Origin of the sequence: Paenibacillus protaetiae, from assembly GCF_004135365.1 — a bacterium.
Lineage (GTDB): Bacteria > Bacillota > Bacilli > Paenibacillales > Paenibacillaceae > Paenibacillus_AP > Paenibacillus_AP protaetiae.
Genome location: NZ_CP035492.1, coordinates 3,952,501 through 3,968,081 on the forward strand (window position 1 = coordinate 3,952,501; position 15,581 = coordinate 3,968,081).

Genomic DNA, 15,581 nt, shown 5'->3' on the forward strand with positions numbered 1-15,581 from the left:
TATGAGCAATGGGGTGACGCAGAAGGGTAGTGACGCGGACTGATGGAATAGTCCGTCCAAGCAGTGAGGCTGATGTGTAGGCAAATCCGCACATCGAAAGGCTGGGCTGTGATGGGGAGGGAAATTTAGAGTACCGAAGGTCATGATCTCCGGCTGCCGAGAAAAGCCTCTAGCCAGGTGAAGGTGCCCGTACCGCAAACCGACACAGGTAGGCGAGCAGAGCATGCTAAGGCGCGCGGAGTAACTCTCGTTAAGGAACTCGGCAAAATGACCCCGTAACTTCGGGAGAAGGGGTGCCTCGGTAGGGTGAATAGCCCGAGGGGGCCGCAGTGAAAAGGCCCAAGCGACTGTTTAGCAAAAACACAGGTCTGTGCGAAGCCGCAAGGCGAAGTATACGGGCTGACGCCTGCCCGGTGCTGGAAGGTTAAGGGGAGCGGTTAGGGGTAACCCGAAGCTGTGAACCGAAGCCCCAGTAAACGGCGGCCGTAACTATAACGGTCCTAAGGTAGCGAAATTCCTTGTCAGGTAAATTCTGACCCGCACGAATGGCGTAACGACTTGGGCGCTGTCTCAACGAGAGATCCGGTGAAATTTTAATACCTGTGAAGATGCAGGTTACCCGCGACAAGACGGAAAGACCCCATGGAGCTTTACTGCAGCTTGATATTGGACTTTGGTACGATCTGTACAGGATAGGTGGGAGCCTGGGAAGCATGAGCGCCAGCTTGTGTGGAGGCGACGTTGGGATACCACCCTGATCGTATCGGAGTTCTAACCCGCTACCGTGAATCCGGTAGGGGGACCGTGTCAGGCGGGCAGTTTGACTGGGGCGGTCGCCTCCTAAAAAGTAACGGAGGCGCCCAAAGGTTCCCTCAGAATGGTTGGAAATCATTCGGAGAGTGCAAAGGCATAAGGGAGCTTGACTGCGAGACCAACAAGTCGAGCAGGGACGAAAGTCGGGCTTAGTGATCCGGTGGTACCGCATGGAAGGGCCATCGCTCAACGGATAAAAGCTACCCTGGGGATAACAGGCTTATCTCCCCCAAGAGTCCACATCGACGGGGAGGTTTGGCACCTCGATGTCGGCTCATCGCATCCTGGGGCTGAAGTAGGTCCCAAGGGTTGGGCTGTTCGCCCATTAAAGCGGTACGCGAGCTGGGTTCAGAACGTCGTGAGACAGTTCGGTCCCTATCTGTCGTGGGCGTAGGAAATTTGAGAGGAGCTGTCCTTAGTACGAGAGGACCGGGATGGACGTACCGCTGGTGTACCAGTTGTTCCGCCAGGAGCACCGCTGGGTAGCTATGTACGGACGGGATAAGCGCTGAAAGCATCTAAGCGTGAAGCCCCCTCAAGATGAGATTTCCCAGTATGTAAGACCCCTTGTAGACGACGAGGTGGATAGGTTCGGGGTGGAAGCGCAGCAATGCGTGCAGCTGACGAATACTAATCGGTCGAGGGCTTATCCTAATGATTACCCCGAGAACATCGGGACGGCTAAAGCGTGCAACATTGTTCATACTCAGTTTTGAAGGTTGCAATTGTCTTCTATGATATTGTTTCCTAACTCATGTAAGGCCCGTTGGTCAAGGGGTTAAGACACCTCCCTTTCACGGAGGTAACAGGGGTTCGAATCCCCTACGGGTCACCAAACGCCGTTGTAGCTCAATTGGTAGAGCAACTGACTTGTAATCAGTAGGTTGGGGGTTCAAGTCCTCTCGACGGCACCATTTACATGAGAGCCATTAGCTCAGTTGGTAGAGCACCTGACTTTTAATCAGGGTGTCGAAGGTTCGAGTCCTTCATGGCTCACCATTTGCATATGCGGTCGTGGCGGAATTGGCAGACGCGCTAGATTCAGGTTCTAGTGGTGTAACAGCCGTGGAGGTTCGAGTCCTCTCGACCGCACCATATGCACGCGGACGTGGCTCAGTGGTAGAGCATCGCCTTGCCAAGGCGAGGGTCGCGAGTTCGAATCTCGTCGTCCGCTCCATAATGAAGGTAACAGTCCTGTAGCTGAAGCTAGCTGCAGGGCTTTTTTGATTTTTCGGGAAGCTGTTATGGTCCATTTCCCGGTTATGCGCCGGCAGCAGTGGATCAGCGGCACGATCGTACCTTTTATTGCAGCTCAAAAAACAACCCCTGTGGGGAAAGCGCCTTATGTAAGATGCGCCTTGTCTCACGGGGGTTGCTTATGCTTATTGTTAGGCAAACGAACGAACGTTAAGTTAAACTCACAAGCCTGGTTCTTGCTGCTTTATCGCTTGGCAAGAGCAATGATTTAAAATGCCCAGTTGCCTTGCTTGAAGATGGGCTCTTCGTGGCCGTCTTCGGTAATGCCGGAGATGTCCATTTCCGCCGAGCCGATCATAAAGTCGACGTGGGTAATGCTTTGGTTGAGGCCACGCGCTTTGAGCTCATCCGGCGAAAGACCTTTGCCGCCCTCGAGGTTAAAGGCATAAGCGCTGCCGATCGCCAAATGGTTGGAGGCATTTTCGTCAAACAGCGTGTTGTAGTACAGAATGCCGGACTGCGAAATAGGCGATTGGTGAGGTACCAGAGCCACCTCGCCCAAATAATGGGCGCCTTCGTCCATTTCGATCAGGCTCTTAAGCGTTTCTTCTCCTTTTTCCGCTTGTACGCCTACAATGCGGCCGTTCTCAAACGTCAGCGTAAACCCGTCGATAATGTTGCCGCCGTAGCTAAGCGGCTTCGTGCTGGACACTTTGCCGTTGACGCCGGTAGCGAGAGGTGCAGTGAACACTTCTTCGGTAGGCATGTTAGCAACGAAGCTGATGCCTTTTTCATTGACGCTGTCCGCAGCAACCCAAATATGGCCTTTCGGCAGCTCAATCGTCAAATCTGTGCCAGGAGCGGTGTAATGCAGCTTTTTATATTTTTTGGCATTCAGGTAATCGGATTTCTGGTTCAGCGTCTGGATATGATTCTCCCATGCCGCTACAGGATCGCCTGTGTTGACACGAACTGCGGACAGGATAGCTTCCCATAGCTTATCGACTTGCCGATCTTCCGGCACATCCGGGAATACTTTCGCCGCCCATGCTTTGGAAGGCGCCGCTACGACGCACCAGCTCATTTTGTCCGCTTGCATGTATTGGCGGTATTGATACATCGCTTTGCCGTACGTGCGCTGATGGTTCGCGATGCGTTCGCCGGGCACGCCTTTCAGCAAATCCGGATCCTGGGATACGACGCTGACGATAGCAGCTCCGTTCTCGACAAGTTCCAGCATTTCGCCGGCGTACCATTTTGGCTCTTCCAGGAAAGCATTATCCGGAGCCAGGTCATAACGGAGACGGGTTACGGTATCGTCGCTCCAGTTGATTTTGACATTGTAGGCGCCTGCTTCATATGCTTTTTTGGCAATAAGGCGTACCAGCTCGGCAGCATCAATAGCAGCGTTGACGATCAGCGTTTGCCCTTTTTGAATTTTGACCCCGACATTCACGATCAGGTCAGCATAACTGTTCAGTTGTTCTTGAAATGTAGACATATAATCCCTCCGCTACTTTTTTAATTTGAAATGGACTGCTGCGCTATACAGCATTTTGCCGATGTTTGGGTGAAAGGTAACCTGGTATTGAATGGAGCTTACATCCAGCAGAAGCGCTTGGTTGTTTGTAATCTGCGTTTCAATTTGCTTCTCCAGCGACTTCAGGTCATACGCTTCAAATAATTCCACCTTGTTCTCAAACAAATCCAATTGAAAGTTCATATGTACTCTCCCGGCTTAAAAAACTTGTACTGCGTGGTTCTTGCGTCCCATGCAATACAAGTTTATTATACGCGACCGCGGGATTCAAGCTTCTCGGGCGACTGCCGCGGCAATTGGCCGGTTCAGACGGGTATGCAGCATGAAAAATAGTGCGGATGCGAGCCCGGCAAACACTGCGAGCCGCAGCACCGGCGCAAGGCCGCCATGGTCATACAGACTGCCCATCACATACGGGCCGATAACCCGCCCGATAGCGCTGATACCGCCGGTCAGACCGATATAAAACGGTGCGTTCTTGCCGGCATGCTCGGAAATAAAGGCGGGAGTTGCCGGAGCGATCAGCATTTCGCCGAGCGTAACAAATGTCATGCCGATCACCATTCCCGTGTAGCTCGGGAGCAGCAAAATAATAAAGAAGCCGAACATATACAGCAGTCCGCTGCCCGTCATTTGCGATGTTACCGTCCGCGCAGCAAACCGTTTAATAAGCATCGTAACCGGTTGGGCGACGAATATTAAGATGCCGTTTAACGTCCATAAGAAGCCGTACATCGACTTCGGAAGCCCTTCCGAAATAATGGAAGGCGATATGCCGGTATTCCACATCGAGTTGCCCAGATAAATAAGCAGCGTGCCGATGGACATGAACAGGTACACCCTCGTGTTCGCGAGCAGCGGCCAGAAGCCGCCGCCAGCCGCTTTGGGACGCTTGCCCGGCCCGTTGGCCGAAGCTGGGTTGGAATCGCGGCCAGGCGAGGGAGCCGCTGCAAAGTCTGGCATGCGGATCTTTCTTAAATAAACAAAAAAGAACGCAGCAAAAACCACAGAGCTGAGCCCGTTCAGAATAAAGCTTAACGAATAAGACACATCCGCCAGGAAGCCGCTTAACGCTGTGCCGATGGCGATGCCTATATTGCTGGCGACATAAGTGACGTTAAACAGTTCCGCCCGTCTGTCGGCAAACCGGAAACCGATAAAAGCCTGGATAGCCGGAAACGACATCGCATTAAAAAAACCGATCAGCCCCATCGTGACGATAAATGGAATCCAATACAGGCTAAGCAGCGGCAGCGCAAACAAAGCCAGCGCATTAGCCAAAATCGCGCCGACTATCAGCTTTTTCACCCCTAATTTGTGATACAGCGCGCCCCCAGCCAGTTGCCCCAAAATTGCGCCGACCGACTGCACAAGAATAACAAATCCGGCGGCAGCCATGCTTTTGCCCAGTTCGTCAAACACATACATCGATATAAGAGGCCACATTAAGGAACCGCCTGCGGAATTGACGAGGCTTGCGGCTAGAAATACATTCACTTCCTTTGGGTAATTATGTAAAAACTTCATGGAATCTATCCTCCTAATCTGGTTGTTCTTTCTATTATACTGGATTGTTTCGGGTTTCTGCCGCTTCTTTTTTTCATCCCAGCATTATGCACCGGTGGCAGAAGGACGGCGCGGAGACCAGCTTTTGGCTAATGTTGTAATGCTGCCGATTTGTTATGCTAGTAAAATGAGGTTTTTTGAGATGAGAGTTTCAAGGGAAAAAGGAGGTTGGCTTCATTGAATAAAAAGAGTCTGCTAAAAAGTGCGGCGGCCTTGATCCTGGTAGCGGGGGCTTGCCTTCCGGCATCGCGTTTGGCGGAAGCGGCGCAGTCTGCGAACATGCCGTATACCGATACTTCTTCCAGTTATGCAGCCGGCGAAATAGCTGATTTATATACAAAAGGGATAATGAACGGAACGGAGGCGGATTTGTTTTCGCCGAAAAAACCGATGACACGAGCAGAGTTTGTAACCGTGCTGGTTCGGCTGCTCCGGCTTCAGCCGGTACAAGCGCAGGTGTCTCCGTTTAAGGATATGAAAGCAGCGGACTGGTATTATCCGTCGGTGATGGCGGCCTTCCAGCTGCAGCTGACGACAGGGACGAGCGGCGAGGCGTTTACGCCGTCCCGCACGATAACACGCGAGGAAGCGGCCCAGCTGCTTGTAAGAGCGTTAAAACAAGCAGCGAGCGCCTCTGCAGCGGTGCCGTATACCGATGCCGCCAAAATCTCTTCCTGGGCAAAAGCAGCTGTAGCGAAAGCGAGTGCGCTTGGCCTTATAAAAGGAGATGAAGGCGGCAGCTTTCGGCCGGGTGAGGCCATGACAAGGGAAGAAGCAGCGGTTATGTTCGACCGCGTCCTAAACGATGACAGATGGGAAGAGGAGCTGGAGAAGCCGGTCAGCAGCGGCATTCAGCTCGGCTGGCAGTATCAGCAGACAACCGTTCAGTTCGAGCAGTCGGTTAAACGTTCGGATATCAATACGTTATCGCCAAGATGGTATTTTTTGGAGGCAAAAGGAGCGGTTTCGGACTATACGGATGTTTCGCTTGTGACCTGGGCGAAGCAAAACGGCAAAGCTGTATGGGCGATGGTTGGCAACCATTCGGATTTGGACATGACTCATGCGGTGTTGTCCAATGAGCAGTACCGGAAAGCAGCTGTTGCTCATTTGTCCGGACTGGTGAAAAAATATGATTTGGAGGGCCTTGATCTGGACTTTGAAAATGTCAGCCCTTCCGATAAAACCGGCCTGACGGCTTTTGTGGGCAGCCTTGCGTCCGAGCTGCACAAGCAGGGAGCGGTGCTGGCCGTTAATGTGTCGCCGGACAGAGGCACAGACTGGACGGAAGCATTTGACTATAAAGCGCTGGGCAGCAGTGCGGACTACATCGTAATGATGGGGTACGACGAGCATTGGGACGGCGATCCGGCTGCGGGCTCGGTGGCGTCCCTGCCGTATGTGGATGATGCGCTTCGGCTGCTGAAGAAGCAGGTGGAAGCAGATAAGATCATACTAGCGATGCCGTTCTATACCACCGATTGGACGGTGCAATCCGGCGGGAAGGCGCTGGCTTCGGCCTCCATCACGATGCAGGATCAGCAAGCCATTGTTCAGCAATACGCAGCCAAGCTGCATTGGGACAGCCAGCTGGGACAATATACCGCCGTCTATCGCAAAAACGGAAATACGCATCAAATTTGGATGGAGGACGGGCGTTCGTTAAGCAGTAAGGCGGCTGCCGCCTTCTCGTACGGGGCAGCCGGTTTTGCTTATTGGTATGAAGGAGCGGAAACCGGCGATGTATGGGCAAGCTTGTACAACGCCAACGTATTTACCCATTACGACTTTCAATAAAGGACGGGGCACATCAACACAAAAAAGCGGGTTTGCGCTGTAAACGCGAACCCGCTTTTTTGTGTTGTTATTATCCGATTCACAGCAATAGAATAGTAGAAAAAAAGTTAAACGAGGATGCCGCCCATGGCTTTTCCCATTTTTTCAAGCTCATCATTCATATCGAATGCAGGCAGCTCGGCGCTGGCGGCTGCATCGTTGTTTGAAGCCGCTTTAGGCGCGGCGGAAAGCTTGTTTTCGATAAAATCGTTTATTTCCTGGAACCGTTTGGAAAGCGAGGTTGTAGAAACGCCGTAGTGCTCGGCCAGCTCGGCTTGGCTCTTGGCGATGCCGTTCGCTTCCGATACGGCCAGCTCAATCGCTGCGCAATGGATGCCCGGCTTGCGGAAGGAAGGCTTCGTTTCTGCGGAGAAGCGGTTCCATAACGCAATAGCTTCTACAATAATGCTTTCTTCATAACGGCCGTTCATGTTCTCGTGCAGGTGAAGCGCAAGCTGGCGGTACGAATCGGCTTGCCATTCCAGCTCTTGTTCGACCATATGAATAATATCTTGTTCCGTTAATGCAACGCTGCGATGGCCGGAAGAAAGCAAAGCCGACTGCAATCTTGCATTAGTTTGATCCTTTTCCAGACAGCAGCGCTTATACTTCAATCCGCTGCCGCAATGGCAAGGCTCATTTCTGCCTATTGTTGCCAAACTATCAACTCCTGTACAACTTGCTGTGCTACCTAATCATACTAGATGCAAGCAGGGTATGACAAGTTTTATGAGTAATTTTGGATAAACTAGGAAGGATAAGACGAGTCTGGTAGCGAAATGGCGCAACTTGTTTTATGATGGGTATGGATATACGGCACACAGGTTGAGGAGGATGCATACAGATGGCTTACAACAGTATTATTGTCCGACTTGAAATGAATCATGAACGAATTAACTTTGGGAACGTAGCATCTGCTGTAAGCAAAGCCGGGGGAGATATTACGTCAATCGACGTCATCCGGTCCGGGCAGCTCAATTCGGTCCGCGATATTACGATTCATGTAGCCGATCAGAAGGATACCGAGGTCATTGATGCGCTGAAGCAGCTGCCGGGCATTGTCGTGGTTAACGTGTCCGATCAGACATTTCTGGCGCATCTGGGCGGCAAAATTGAAGTTACGCCTAAAATGCCGATTAAAAACCGCGATGATTTGTCCAAAGTATATACGCCTGGTGTTGCGCGCGTATCCAACGCCATCCATGAAAACCGAGAAAAAGCGTATTCGCTTACCATTAAGCGGAATACAGTTGCCGTCGTAACGGACGGAACCGCCGTGCTGGGATTAGGCGATATCGGGCCTGAGGCAGCCGCTCCTGTTATGGAAGGGAAAGCGATGCTGTTCAAGCAGCTGGCCGGCGTAGATGCGTTCCCGATATGCCTGAACACGAAAGACACCGAAGAAATCATACGTACGATCAAAAACATCAGCCCGATTTTTGGCGGCATCAATCTGGAGGATATCAGCTCGCCGCGCTGCTTTGAAATTGAAACCCGCCTGGCGCAGGAGCTCGATATTCCCGTATTCCACGACGATCAGCACGGTACGGCTATTGTTGTCGTTGCCGGTCTCTTGAATGCGCTTAAGGTCGTAGGCAAGCGTATCGAACATGTGCGTGTCGTCGTCAACGGCATTGGCGCTGCGGGCGTATCGATCTGCAAAATGCTGCTTGCCGCAGGTGTGACGCGGCTTGTGCCGGTAGACCGTGAAGGTGCGATTGTGCGCGGCGGCGGATATGATCACCACCCGATGTGGGCTTGGCTGGCGCAGCAGCCTCAGGTCGAAGACAAAGCGGGCACGCTGCAGGAAGTGATCGGCGGCGCTGACGTCTTTATCGGCGTGTCGAGAGGCAATGTGCTGTCGGCAGCTGATGTAGAACAAATGGCAAGCGACCGCATCGTATTCGCGATGGCCAATCCGACGCCGGAGATTGATCCGGAAGAAGCGATGAAGATTGTGCGCGTATTTGCGACAGGCCGAAGCGATTATCCGAACCAGATCAACAATGTGCTTGTATTCCCCGGCGTATTCCGAGGAGCGCTGGACTGCCGCGCCCGTTCGATTAACGAGCCGATGAAGCTGGCTGCCGCCCGCGCTATTGCTGCTGTCGTGACGGCTGAGGAACGAAATGAGCAATACATTATCCCGAGCATATTTAACGAGCAGGTTGTAGCCAAAGTGCGCAGAGCGGTAGTGGAAGCCGCTATTTTAACCGGGGTTGCCCGGCGTATTCCGCCGGATTTCCGCTGATGGCTTGCCTGCGGATTTGTGGCGTTAGCTAGGGGCGTCTTCCCGGCGCCCTATTATTGGGGAGAGGAATGAAAGCGATGTCAATTGGCGTGTTGGCGCATTTATTCGGCAGGCTGCCTTACCGGGAGCTTGCCGCCAAAGCCCGTTTGTACGGGTTTCAGCATGTGCAGCTTGCGCTTTGGAAAGCGGTAAGCGATGTGGATTTCAGCCAGAAAGGGAAGCTTAGTCCCGGTCTCGCGATGTCGATTGCAGAAGCGTTCGATAAAGAGAAGGTGCACATCTCGGTGCTGGGCTGCTACTTGCATTTTTTTGACCGGGATGAGGCTGTACGGCGGAACAATGTGGAACGATGCAAGGAGCTGCTTCGGTATGCGCGGCTGATGGGCGCGCCGATGGTTGCTTTTGAGACGGGCAGCTTGCCGGACAGGGATTATACGGAAGCCGACTGGCAGGTCATGAAGCGGGTGCTGGAGGAGCTGGCTGAAGAAGCGGAACGCTGGGGCGTCTTCATCGGGCTGGAAGCGGCAAACGGCCATTTGATCGGCACGGCGGAGCAGCTGCATGCGATGCTGGAGGAGGTGCCGACCTCGCAAATCGGCGTTGTGCTGGACCCGGGCAATTTGCTGCATGAAGGCAATATCGCCCGCCAGGAAGCGGTGATCGAGGAAGCGTTCCGGCTGCTGGGCGGCCGTATTATCGCTTGCCATGCCAAGGACAGGCTGCTTCAGCCTGACGGAAACGTCATAACGAAACCGGCCGGTCTCGGCCAGATGGATTATAACCTGTATATGAAGCTGCTGCAGCAGTATAAGCCGGAGGTTCACATTATTATGGAGGAAGCTGCGGAAGAACAGATGGCATCCTGTAAATCGTTTATCGAGCAAATCCGAAATCAATATTCCGTTCTATAAAACAAAAAGGAATCATCGTCCATGAGGGCGTGATTCCTTTTATGTTTATGATGCTCTTTGGCCAGCCGGGATTTCAGGGTAGGGGTTGTTTTGGTTGCGGGCTGTACCCCGTTCCAGCTTCCTCTTAATTGTTCAGGGCTTATTCTCCCTTGCTGCGCAAGCTTGCGGCGCTGTTTCTTAGCTTGGCTGATTGCCATGTTCCATTCCTCCTAGGTTGAACTTTAGCTTAGAGCGGTATCGTTCTTGTTGTTAGTATAGTCATTTCCGGCGCTAATCTCCACTCCCTGTCATGAATATATTGTGAAGGAAGGAAAACTTATTTGCATTACGGACATAACTATATAATAAGACGAAGAAAGGGCTGGCTAGTCCTAGGCAGGTGATAAGGATGAGACTAAACAAGCGAATGGCTTTGCCAGAAGAGCTAAGTTTTCAAAACTTGTCTGAAAAAAGGCTTTCACTTTACGATGTGATGGACCGGATTTTACATTTTATGGCGAGTGATCCTCATTCCTCTTACCAGTTCGTCATCGGGACGGACAGTCAAGTATTTAACGGTTATACCAAATTTATAACCGGGATCATTATGCGGCGGATCGGCAAAGGCGCCTGGGCTTGTTACCGGCAGGTCGTGGTGCCCCGCGAATTTACTTCCATCAAAGAGAAGCTGATGTACGAAACGGCGCTGTCGCAGGAGGTGGCATATTATTTTACGCGGGATGGCGGCGTCAGGCGGATGGAGGAGTTTCTGCTGCCGTATGTGTACCAGGGCGCTTCGCTGGAGCTGTTTATCGACATTGACGCCGGCACGGAGCCGATTGTGAACAAGACGTCGCTGTACGTGCAGGAGCTGGTCGACCAGGTGCATGGCATGGGCATTTACGAGCCGCGTGTAAAGCCGGACGCCTATGGCGCTTCCAGCTATGCAAACCGCTATACGAAGAAGCCGGTGGAAGACGGGAAAAAGTACGCGAAGCCGTAAAGGCAATGGCTGCATCCCGAGGCGTGCATCAGTTGGGTAATCCGGCTTATAAATGTTGTATAGTTGTGATAAGATATGGTAAAAGCCTGCGGTTTATGGTGTGCGGGGAGGGTATGACAATTATGGATGTGCCGGTATCAGTATGGATATTTGCCGCAATTATCGCCATAGCGGTTACATGGATCACGTTATGGGTAACGAAAAAAGCGTACTCCAAACGCTGGGAGGACGAATAGCAGGTTGTAAGCAAAAAGCCGCGGCTTGTTTGAAAGCCGCGGCTTTTTGCGCATCTGTGCGCGGTGCCGGGGCGCAGCAGCGCTGCCGGATCGAGAGGAGCGCCGACTCCGGCAAGCGGCATCCATCCGGCTTCGGGCTATCCGCAATTAGCCCAAGTAGGCGTGCAGCATCCAGTTATGCTTCTCAATATCGCTGCGGATGCTTGTGAATAAATCGGCGGTCGGATCGTCATGCGCTTCACTTGCCGCTTCGATACCGTCCGCCAGCTGCAGGGCGATCGCCGACAAATCGTCTGCCAATTCCTTGACCATCTGTTCGGCGGACTCGCTGCCTCCGCCGGACGCTTCCTGAATGGTCGCCATGGCAAGCTGTTCCTTCATCGTGGAGACCGGTTTGCCATGAATCGCAAGCAGCCGTTCGGCCGTGTCGTCCATATATTTTGCTGCTGCCGTATACAGCTGTTCGAATTTTTCATGCAGTGTGTAAAAATGGTGCCCTTTTACATACCAGTGATAATGATGCAGCTTCGTATAAAGAACCGACCAGTTCGCTACCTGCAGGTTTAATGCTTCTTGTACCGCTTGATTGGTCATTGCGTTAACAGCCATAAGTAATTCCTCCTTTATTTATCGCAGCAGGAAGCTTCCGATTGCTTCATGCTTATGTGCGCAGTCTTGCTTTAGCTTAATCCATTTACGGGTTTTCTTATTCATGGGGGCAGATTATTTCATCCTCGGGTCAATATATTTCCAATCAGCGCAGGCTACCAATATTTATCTTTTTATTTATGAAATCATGATATAATAGTCTTGCAACAAACGACCTATTTCGACATGATTAGACGTATCTTCTTCAGCGCCTGGAACGGTATTGAGATTAACATGACTCGCGAGGTAAGCAAATTGGTGAACAATAATAAGCGTATTTGGATAAAAGCTTTTATTTTATTTGTGGTTCTGCTCCATATTGGGCCGCTGATCGTTTCGGCTTCGCAGCCTGCAACGGTAATAAGCGAATGGCAAATGAAATGGATTGCATCCGAGCCGTCCAACGGATCATCAGACCGGCTGCTGCCGGATCATTCGGGATGGTTTCAAACAGCTGCCGATCAGAGCGAGCAGCCTCCCGAGGATACGAAAGGGGCTTGGATTACGTTCAAGCTGCCGGATTTGGCGGGCTTAAAGACAGCAGGGTTGTATATCAGCGATCTGTCCAGCCAAAATATCGAAGTCTATATACAAGGAGACAGCGTATATTCCTCCTACCGGCATTACCCGTACGCAAGGCGCGCGCTGTTAATCCAACTGCCGAATTCGGCTTCCAATCAACAGGTACTTATTTATTTGCAAGGGAATCCGGACAAGCTTTCCATACATAAACCGTTGGTGATCGGCAGTTATGATCCATTAAATGAAAAGTACTTGCATTCGGTTCTGATTGACGTTGTTTTAGGTTCCGCTATTACGATTATTGCGGTTATTATGTTGTGCTGCCTTTTGTTTCTGCATAAATCGATACGGCCAAGCTGGGGGGCGCTTTCCCTCGTTATTTTATCGATAGGGCTTCTAATCATTTCCAATACCTGTCTTCCTTACACAGATGACGGCTCGTTTGGCGCCTTATGTTTTAATTTGTTCGACTTGTCCAGCAATATTTTGCTGCCAACGTTTTGTATCTTTTTTGAAATTATATTCGGCAAAGGTTTTTTATCGATCATTGCTCATTTGAAAAGAGCCGCTTTTGTCATTACGGTGTTATCGTTTGCCGGCTTTGCGATTAATTTGGCTACCCATAACCGTTATTATGAGATGTATTACAGCTTTTTCACTTTGCTGGCTTTGTTGTTTTTAGCTGTCAGCTCGATCATTATGGTTGTTGTGTTAATCCGGGAATGCTTGAAAAGAAATAAAGATGCTATTGTCATTATGATTGGTTTATTGGCCTTTGCTTCTACGGTTATATTGGAAATGGGCTGGTTTTTGCTGCAGGGGCAGCAGCATCGGCTTGACTTTTGGAAGTGGGGGACAATCGGCATCATTGTCTGCTCGTTTTATGTATTAAGCAGGTCCATCTATCGCAATTTCGAGAAGCTGACGGATTATTCCAGACAGCTGGAGGCATACAGTTCGGAGCTGCAGAAATCAGAACAGATGGAGATGGTGAGCCACCTGGCAGCTTCTGTTGCCCATGAAGTCAAAAATCCGCTCCAAGTTACAAGAGGTTTTCTGCAGCTGCTTGGAGGAAGAAATGTAGCCAGCCACAAAAATTATATGGGGCTTGCTATTCAGGAGCTGGACCGGGCCGCTGAAATTATCGACGGATTTTTGGATTTTGCCAAACCGCAAACGGAAGATTTTAAAGATTTAAATATAGAAGATGAATTGCAGCAAATTACGAGTATTCTAACGCCGCTTGCCCAGCGTAAGGGCGGGCAAATTGAACTTAGCGCCGAGCCGATTTTTATTAAAGGCAACTCGACGAAATTGAAGCAGGCGTTAATCAACATCGTAAAAAACAGCATTGAAGCATTGCCGCAGGACGGCAAGATTGAAATATTTGCGAAGCTGTTTACGGACGAAGCCGTCATACTCGTCAAGGACAATGGAGTCGGGATGACGGAAAGCGAGCTTAAACGTATCGGCCAGCCGTATTATACGAGCAAAGAAAACGGTACGGGGTTAGGGCTGATGGTCACCTTTCAAATTATTGAAGCGATGGGCGGAGGAATCGAATATACGAGCCAAAAAGGGCAAGGTACGCTTGTCTCGATTCGTTTTCCAAGCGCCAATGTTCAAAAAAAGCCGCTTATGAACCAAACTTCATAAGCGGCTTTTATTTGATGTTAGTCCCAAGCGGGAAGATCTACAATTTCATTGTTGATTTCATCGGCAGGGTTGGCAGGGATAACAAGATAATAATTGTCCCTGGTTTCTTCCAGCACGGTAATATTTATGCCAGCCGGAACAGGAATGGCAAATGCTCGTTCAATAGCTGCAGCTGCATCGAATTGAAGCTCTTGTCTAAAACTTTCATCTTCCCAAGCTTTTTCAATAATTTGTTTACGAAGTTCCTCGATTGACATTCGTAAGAGCCTCCCAGTCTAGCATAATAGACGCAGTCATATTCTACCATGGCAAAACATGAAAATCTATCATTTTTCCCTTGATTTCGACAATTGATGGTACAAACCGCCCAAGACTAAAGAACGTTTATGCTCTTCTGTCTTGAGGGCGAAGGCCGTCATTACTTCGCATAGGGAATGCTGAAAGGCTCTTAGATGGGAAGGGGATGGTTTGCCGTTCAAATCAAAGTTAATTTCTTGCGCTTTCTTGGCATAGCTGCCGGCAATTCCTCGCACCGCTATCGCTGTACCGGCCTCCTGGGCAGTAATCTGCTGCTTGCCTAGCGCAAGTTTTACAGCAGCCAGCAGGCAATTGTAATTTCCATCCTGCAGATCGGCCCGCCAATCCATTAAATCATCTGACATCTGAAGCAAAACAAGGATGTGGCCGATCAGATGCTCATAATCTGATATGCGTTCAGATTGTCCGGCGAGCATTAGCGAGCCTGTGCTCATTAATTTGACCGGGCTTGCTTTTAAGCCGACTTGAATAAGGTTGTGGTGGTAAAAATCGACGTCCCCCTCCAATACGACTCCGGCCGTCCAGTCCTCGATATATTGTTTGAAGTATTGCCAGAAGGACGAATCTACAGGGAAAAGCTGCTGTAAAAGCTGGAGGCTTTCTATGTATAACAAATTAGCGAAAGCTAATTTTGTTTTACTGCCGGTCGGGGCCGTTTCATCCATCACATCGTCTTGTATAAAAAAATAGAGCATCAGCAAAGTACCGGCTAGCGACAACTTGCGGCATAACTCGTCAGGCAGGCGGGTTTCTTCCTGCATCCAATAAGGGAGCAAATAACAAATATAATTGGCCGATGGTTGGCCAAACGGATTAAACCGTGCTAAATAATCAAGCCCGTAAGGCCGGACATGTGCCGGAAAACGGGATAAAATGCGTTCTGCATCGGCAAAAATATGACGGAGCTCGGTTTCAAAAGGAGCGGCATAGGCACGGTTCATAGGGATGATAACGTTCCTTTCTTTATGAATTCGGGCAATAGTACAAAACTACTATATCAGCTTCTGGCAATAGATGTCATCAGCGAAACTGGACCAAGGTCGGGCAGCGGCTATATCTGAGGTCGAGCGGGATTTACTACCTGGGATGGTTCAAACCTGTATGC

Annotated in this window: 14 protein-coding genes, 5 tRNA genes and 1 rRNA gene (1 of these 20 running past the window's edge); 12 read left to right on the forward strand and 8 right to left on the reverse strand. The window is 50.6% G+C overall.

The genetic code is table 11. The features are described from left to right. From ET464_RS18265 to ET464_RS18290, 6 genes are all read left to right on the forward strand, one after another. A 23S ribosomal RNA gene (locus tag ET464_RS18265) occupies positions 1 to 1,467 on the forward strand; it begins 1,468 nt to the left of the window's first position. 106 nt (positions 1,468 to 1,573) lie between these two features. Continuing rightward, positions 1,574 to 1,648: transfer RNA gene (locus ET464_RS18270), tRNA-Glu, on the forward strand. A gap of 3 nt (positions 1,649 to 1,651) precedes the next feature. Next, positions 1,652 to 1,727: transfer RNA gene (locus ET464_RS18275), tRNA-Thr, on the forward strand. Positions 1,728 to 1,736: 9 nt separating this feature from the next. Further along, positions 1,737 to 1,812, forward strand: a tRNA-Lys gene (locus ET464_RS18280). Positions 1,813 to 1,821: 9 nt separating this feature from the next. Next, positions 1,822 to 1,908, forward strand: a tRNA-Leu gene (locus ET464_RS18285). 7 nt (positions 1,909 to 1,915) lie between these two features. After that, a tRNA-Gly gene (locus tag ET464_RS18290) sits at positions 1,916 to 1,990 on the forward strand. Positions 1,991 to 2,278: 288 nt separating this feature from the next. Here ET464_RS18290 and ET464_RS18295 read toward each other — a convergent pair. The 3 genes from ET464_RS18295 to ET464_RS18305 form a co-directional block, all read right to left on the reverse strand. After that, positions 2,279 to 3,511: an aminopeptidase gene (locus ET464_RS18295; RefSeq protein ID WP_129443406.1), complete on the reverse strand. Its 1,233-nt coding sequence runs from the start codon at positions 3,509 to 3,511 to the stop codon at positions 2,279 to 2,281. 12 nt (positions 3,512 to 3,523) lie between these two features. Then, positions 3,524 to 3,733: a DUF2536 family protein gene (locus tag ET464_RS18300; protein WP_129443408.1), complete on the reverse strand. Its 210-nt coding sequence runs from the start codon at positions 3,731 to 3,733 to the stop codon at positions 3,524 to 3,526. An 84-nt stretch (positions 3,734 to 3,817) separates the two neighbouring features. Next, positions 3,818 to 5,077, reverse strand: a complete 1,260-nt coding sequence (locus tag ET464_RS18305) for an MFS transporter (RefSeq protein ID WP_129443410.1) — start codon at positions 5,075 to 5,077, stop codon at positions 3,818 to 3,820. 216 nt (positions 5,078 to 5,293) lie between these two features. Here ET464_RS18305 and ET464_RS18310 point away from each other — a divergent pair, with 216 nt between their 5' ends. Beyond that, positions 5,294 to 6,913, forward strand: a complete 1,620-nt coding sequence (locus ET464_RS18310; protein WP_244226589.1) for an S-layer homology domain-containing protein — start codon at positions 5,294 to 5,296, stop codon at positions 6,911 to 6,913. A 107-nt stretch (positions 6,914 to 7,020) separates the two neighbouring features. Here ET464_RS18310 and ET464_RS18315 read toward each other — a convergent pair whose 3' ends face one another. Next, positions 7,021 to 7,611, reverse strand: a complete 591-nt coding sequence (locus ET464_RS18315) for an SEC-C metal-binding domain-containing protein (RefSeq protein WP_129443412.1) — start codon at positions 7,609 to 7,611, stop codon at positions 7,021 to 7,023. A gap of 185 nt (positions 7,612 to 7,796) precedes the next feature. On the opposite strand from ET464_RS18315, the gene ET464_RS18320 reads away from it, so the two are divergent. Together ET464_RS18320 and ET464_RS18325 are read left to right on the forward strand one after the other, a co-directional pair. Then, positions 7,797 to 9,203 carry an NAD-dependent malic enzyme gene (locus ET464_RS18320; RefSeq protein ID WP_129443414.1) on the forward strand — a complete coding sequence of 469 codons (1,407 nt, stop codon included), beginning with the start codon at positions 7,797 to 7,799 and terminating at the stop codon, positions 9,201 to 9,203. A gap of 77 nt (positions 9,204 to 9,280) precedes the next feature. After that, the gene (locus ET464_RS18325; protein WP_129443416.1) at positions 9,281 to 10,114 is read left to right on the forward strand and encodes a sugar phosphate isomerase/epimerase family protein; all 834 of its coding nucleotides are present in this window, start codon (positions 9,281 to 9,283) and stop codon (positions 10,112 to 10,114) included. Here ET464_RS18325 and ET464_RS18330 read toward each other — a convergent pair. Continuing rightward, positions 10,096 to 10,311, reverse strand: a complete 216-nt coding sequence (locus ET464_RS18330; RefSeq protein WP_129443418.1) for a hypothetical protein — start codon at positions 10,309 to 10,311, stop codon at positions 10,096 to 10,098. The genes ET464_RS18325 and ET464_RS18330 overlap by 19 nt on opposite strands. 209 nt (positions 10,312 to 10,520) lie before the next feature. Between ET464_RS18330 and ET464_RS18335 the strand changes: the two genes are divergently transcribed. Both ET464_RS18335 and ET464_RS20625 read left to right on the forward strand, forming a co-directional pair. Then, complete coding sequence (locus ET464_RS18335; protein ID WP_244226590.1) at positions 10,521 to 11,096, forward strand: ribonuclease H-like YkuK family protein; 576 nt, start codon at positions 10,521 to 10,523, stop codon at positions 11,094 to 11,096. A 113-nt stretch (positions 11,097 to 11,209) separates the two neighbouring features. Next, positions 11,210 to 11,332, forward strand: coding sequence for a hypothetical protein (locus tag ET464_RS20625; protein WP_279630104.1), 123 nt, complete (start codon positions 11,210 to 11,212; stop codon positions 11,330 to 11,332). A 147-nt stretch (positions 11,333 to 11,479) separates the two neighbouring features. On the opposite strand, the gene ET464_RS18340 is transcribed toward ET464_RS20625, so the two are convergent. Beyond that, positions 11,480 to 11,941, reverse strand: a complete 462-nt coding sequence (locus tag ET464_RS18340; RefSeq protein WP_244226591.1) for a Dps family protein — start codon at positions 11,939 to 11,941, stop codon at positions 11,480 to 11,482. Positions 11,942 to 13,489: 1,548 nt separating this feature from the next. On the opposite strand from ET464_RS18340, the gene ET464_RS20930 reads away from it, so the two are divergent. Further along, entirely contained in the window at positions 13,490 to 14,158 is a 669-nt protein-coding gene (locus ET464_RS20930; protein WP_425271780.1) for an ATP-binding protein, read from the forward strand. A 17-nt stretch (positions 14,159 to 14,175) separates the two neighbouring features. Here ET464_RS20930 and ET464_RS18350 read toward each other — a convergent pair whose 3' ends face one another. Beyond that, positions 14,176 to 14,415: an NHLP leader peptide family RiPP precursor gene (locus ET464_RS18350; protein ID WP_129443424.1), complete on the reverse strand. Its 240-nt coding sequence runs from the start codon at positions 14,413 to 14,415 to the stop codon at positions 14,176 to 14,178. A 69-nt stretch (positions 14,416 to 14,484) separates the two neighbouring features. Further along, entirely contained in the window at positions 14,485 to 15,237 is a 753-nt protein-coding gene (locus ET464_RS18355) for a class 1 isoprenoid biosynthesis enzyme (RefSeq protein WP_129443426.1), read from the reverse strand. Positions 15,238 to 15,581: the final 344 nt, after the last annotated feature.

Bases quoted from the DNA above. Each gene is read 5' to 3' on its own strand.
- ET464_RS18295 (WP_129443406.1), bottom strand. From the start codon at position 3,511: ATGTCTACATTTCAAGAACAACTGAACAGTTATGCTGACCTGATCGTG.
- ET464_RS18300 (WP_129443408.1), bottom strand. From the start codon at position 3,733: ATGAACTTTCAATTGGATTTGTTTGAGAACAAGGTGGAATTATTTGAA.
- ET464_RS18305 (WP_129443410.1), bottom strand. From the start codon at position 5,077: ATGAAGTTTTTACATAATTACCCAAAGGAAGTGAATGTATTTCTAGCC.
- ET464_RS18320 (WP_129443414.1), top strand. From the start codon at position 7,797: ATGGCTTACAACAGTATTATTGTCCGACTTGAAATGAATCATGAACGA.
- ET464_RS18325 (WP_129443416.1), top strand. From the start codon at position 9,281: ATGTCAATTGGCGTGTTGGCGCATTTATTCGGCAGGCTGCCTTACCGG.
- ET464_RS18330 (WP_129443418.1), bottom strand. From the start codon at position 10,311: ATGGCAATCAGCCAAGCTAAGAAACAGCGCCGCAAGCTTGCGCAGCAA.
- ET464_RS18335 (WP_244226590.1), top strand. From the start codon at position 10,521: ATGGCTTTGCCAGAAGAGCTAAGTTTTCAAAACTTGTCTGAAAAAAGG.
- ET464_RS20625 (WP_279630104.1), top strand. From the start codon at position 11,210: ATGACAATTATGGATGTGCCGGTATCAGTATGGATATTTGCCGCAATT.
- ET464_RS18340 (WP_244226591.1), bottom strand. From the start codon at position 11,941: ATGGCTGTTAACGCAATGACCAATCAAGCGGTACAAGAAGCATTAAAC.
- ET464_RS20930 (WP_425271780.1), top strand. From the start codon at position 13,490: ATGGTGAGCCACCTGGCAGCTTCTGTTGCCCATGAAGTCAAAAATCCG.
- ET464_RS18350 (WP_129443424.1), bottom strand. From the start codon at position 14,415: ATGTCAATCGAGGAACTTCGTAAACAAATTATTGAAAAAGCTTGGGAA.
- ET464_RS18355 (WP_129443426.1), bottom strand. From the start codon at position 15,237: ATGCAGGAAGAAACCCGCCTGCCTGACGAGTTATGCCGCAAGTTGTCG.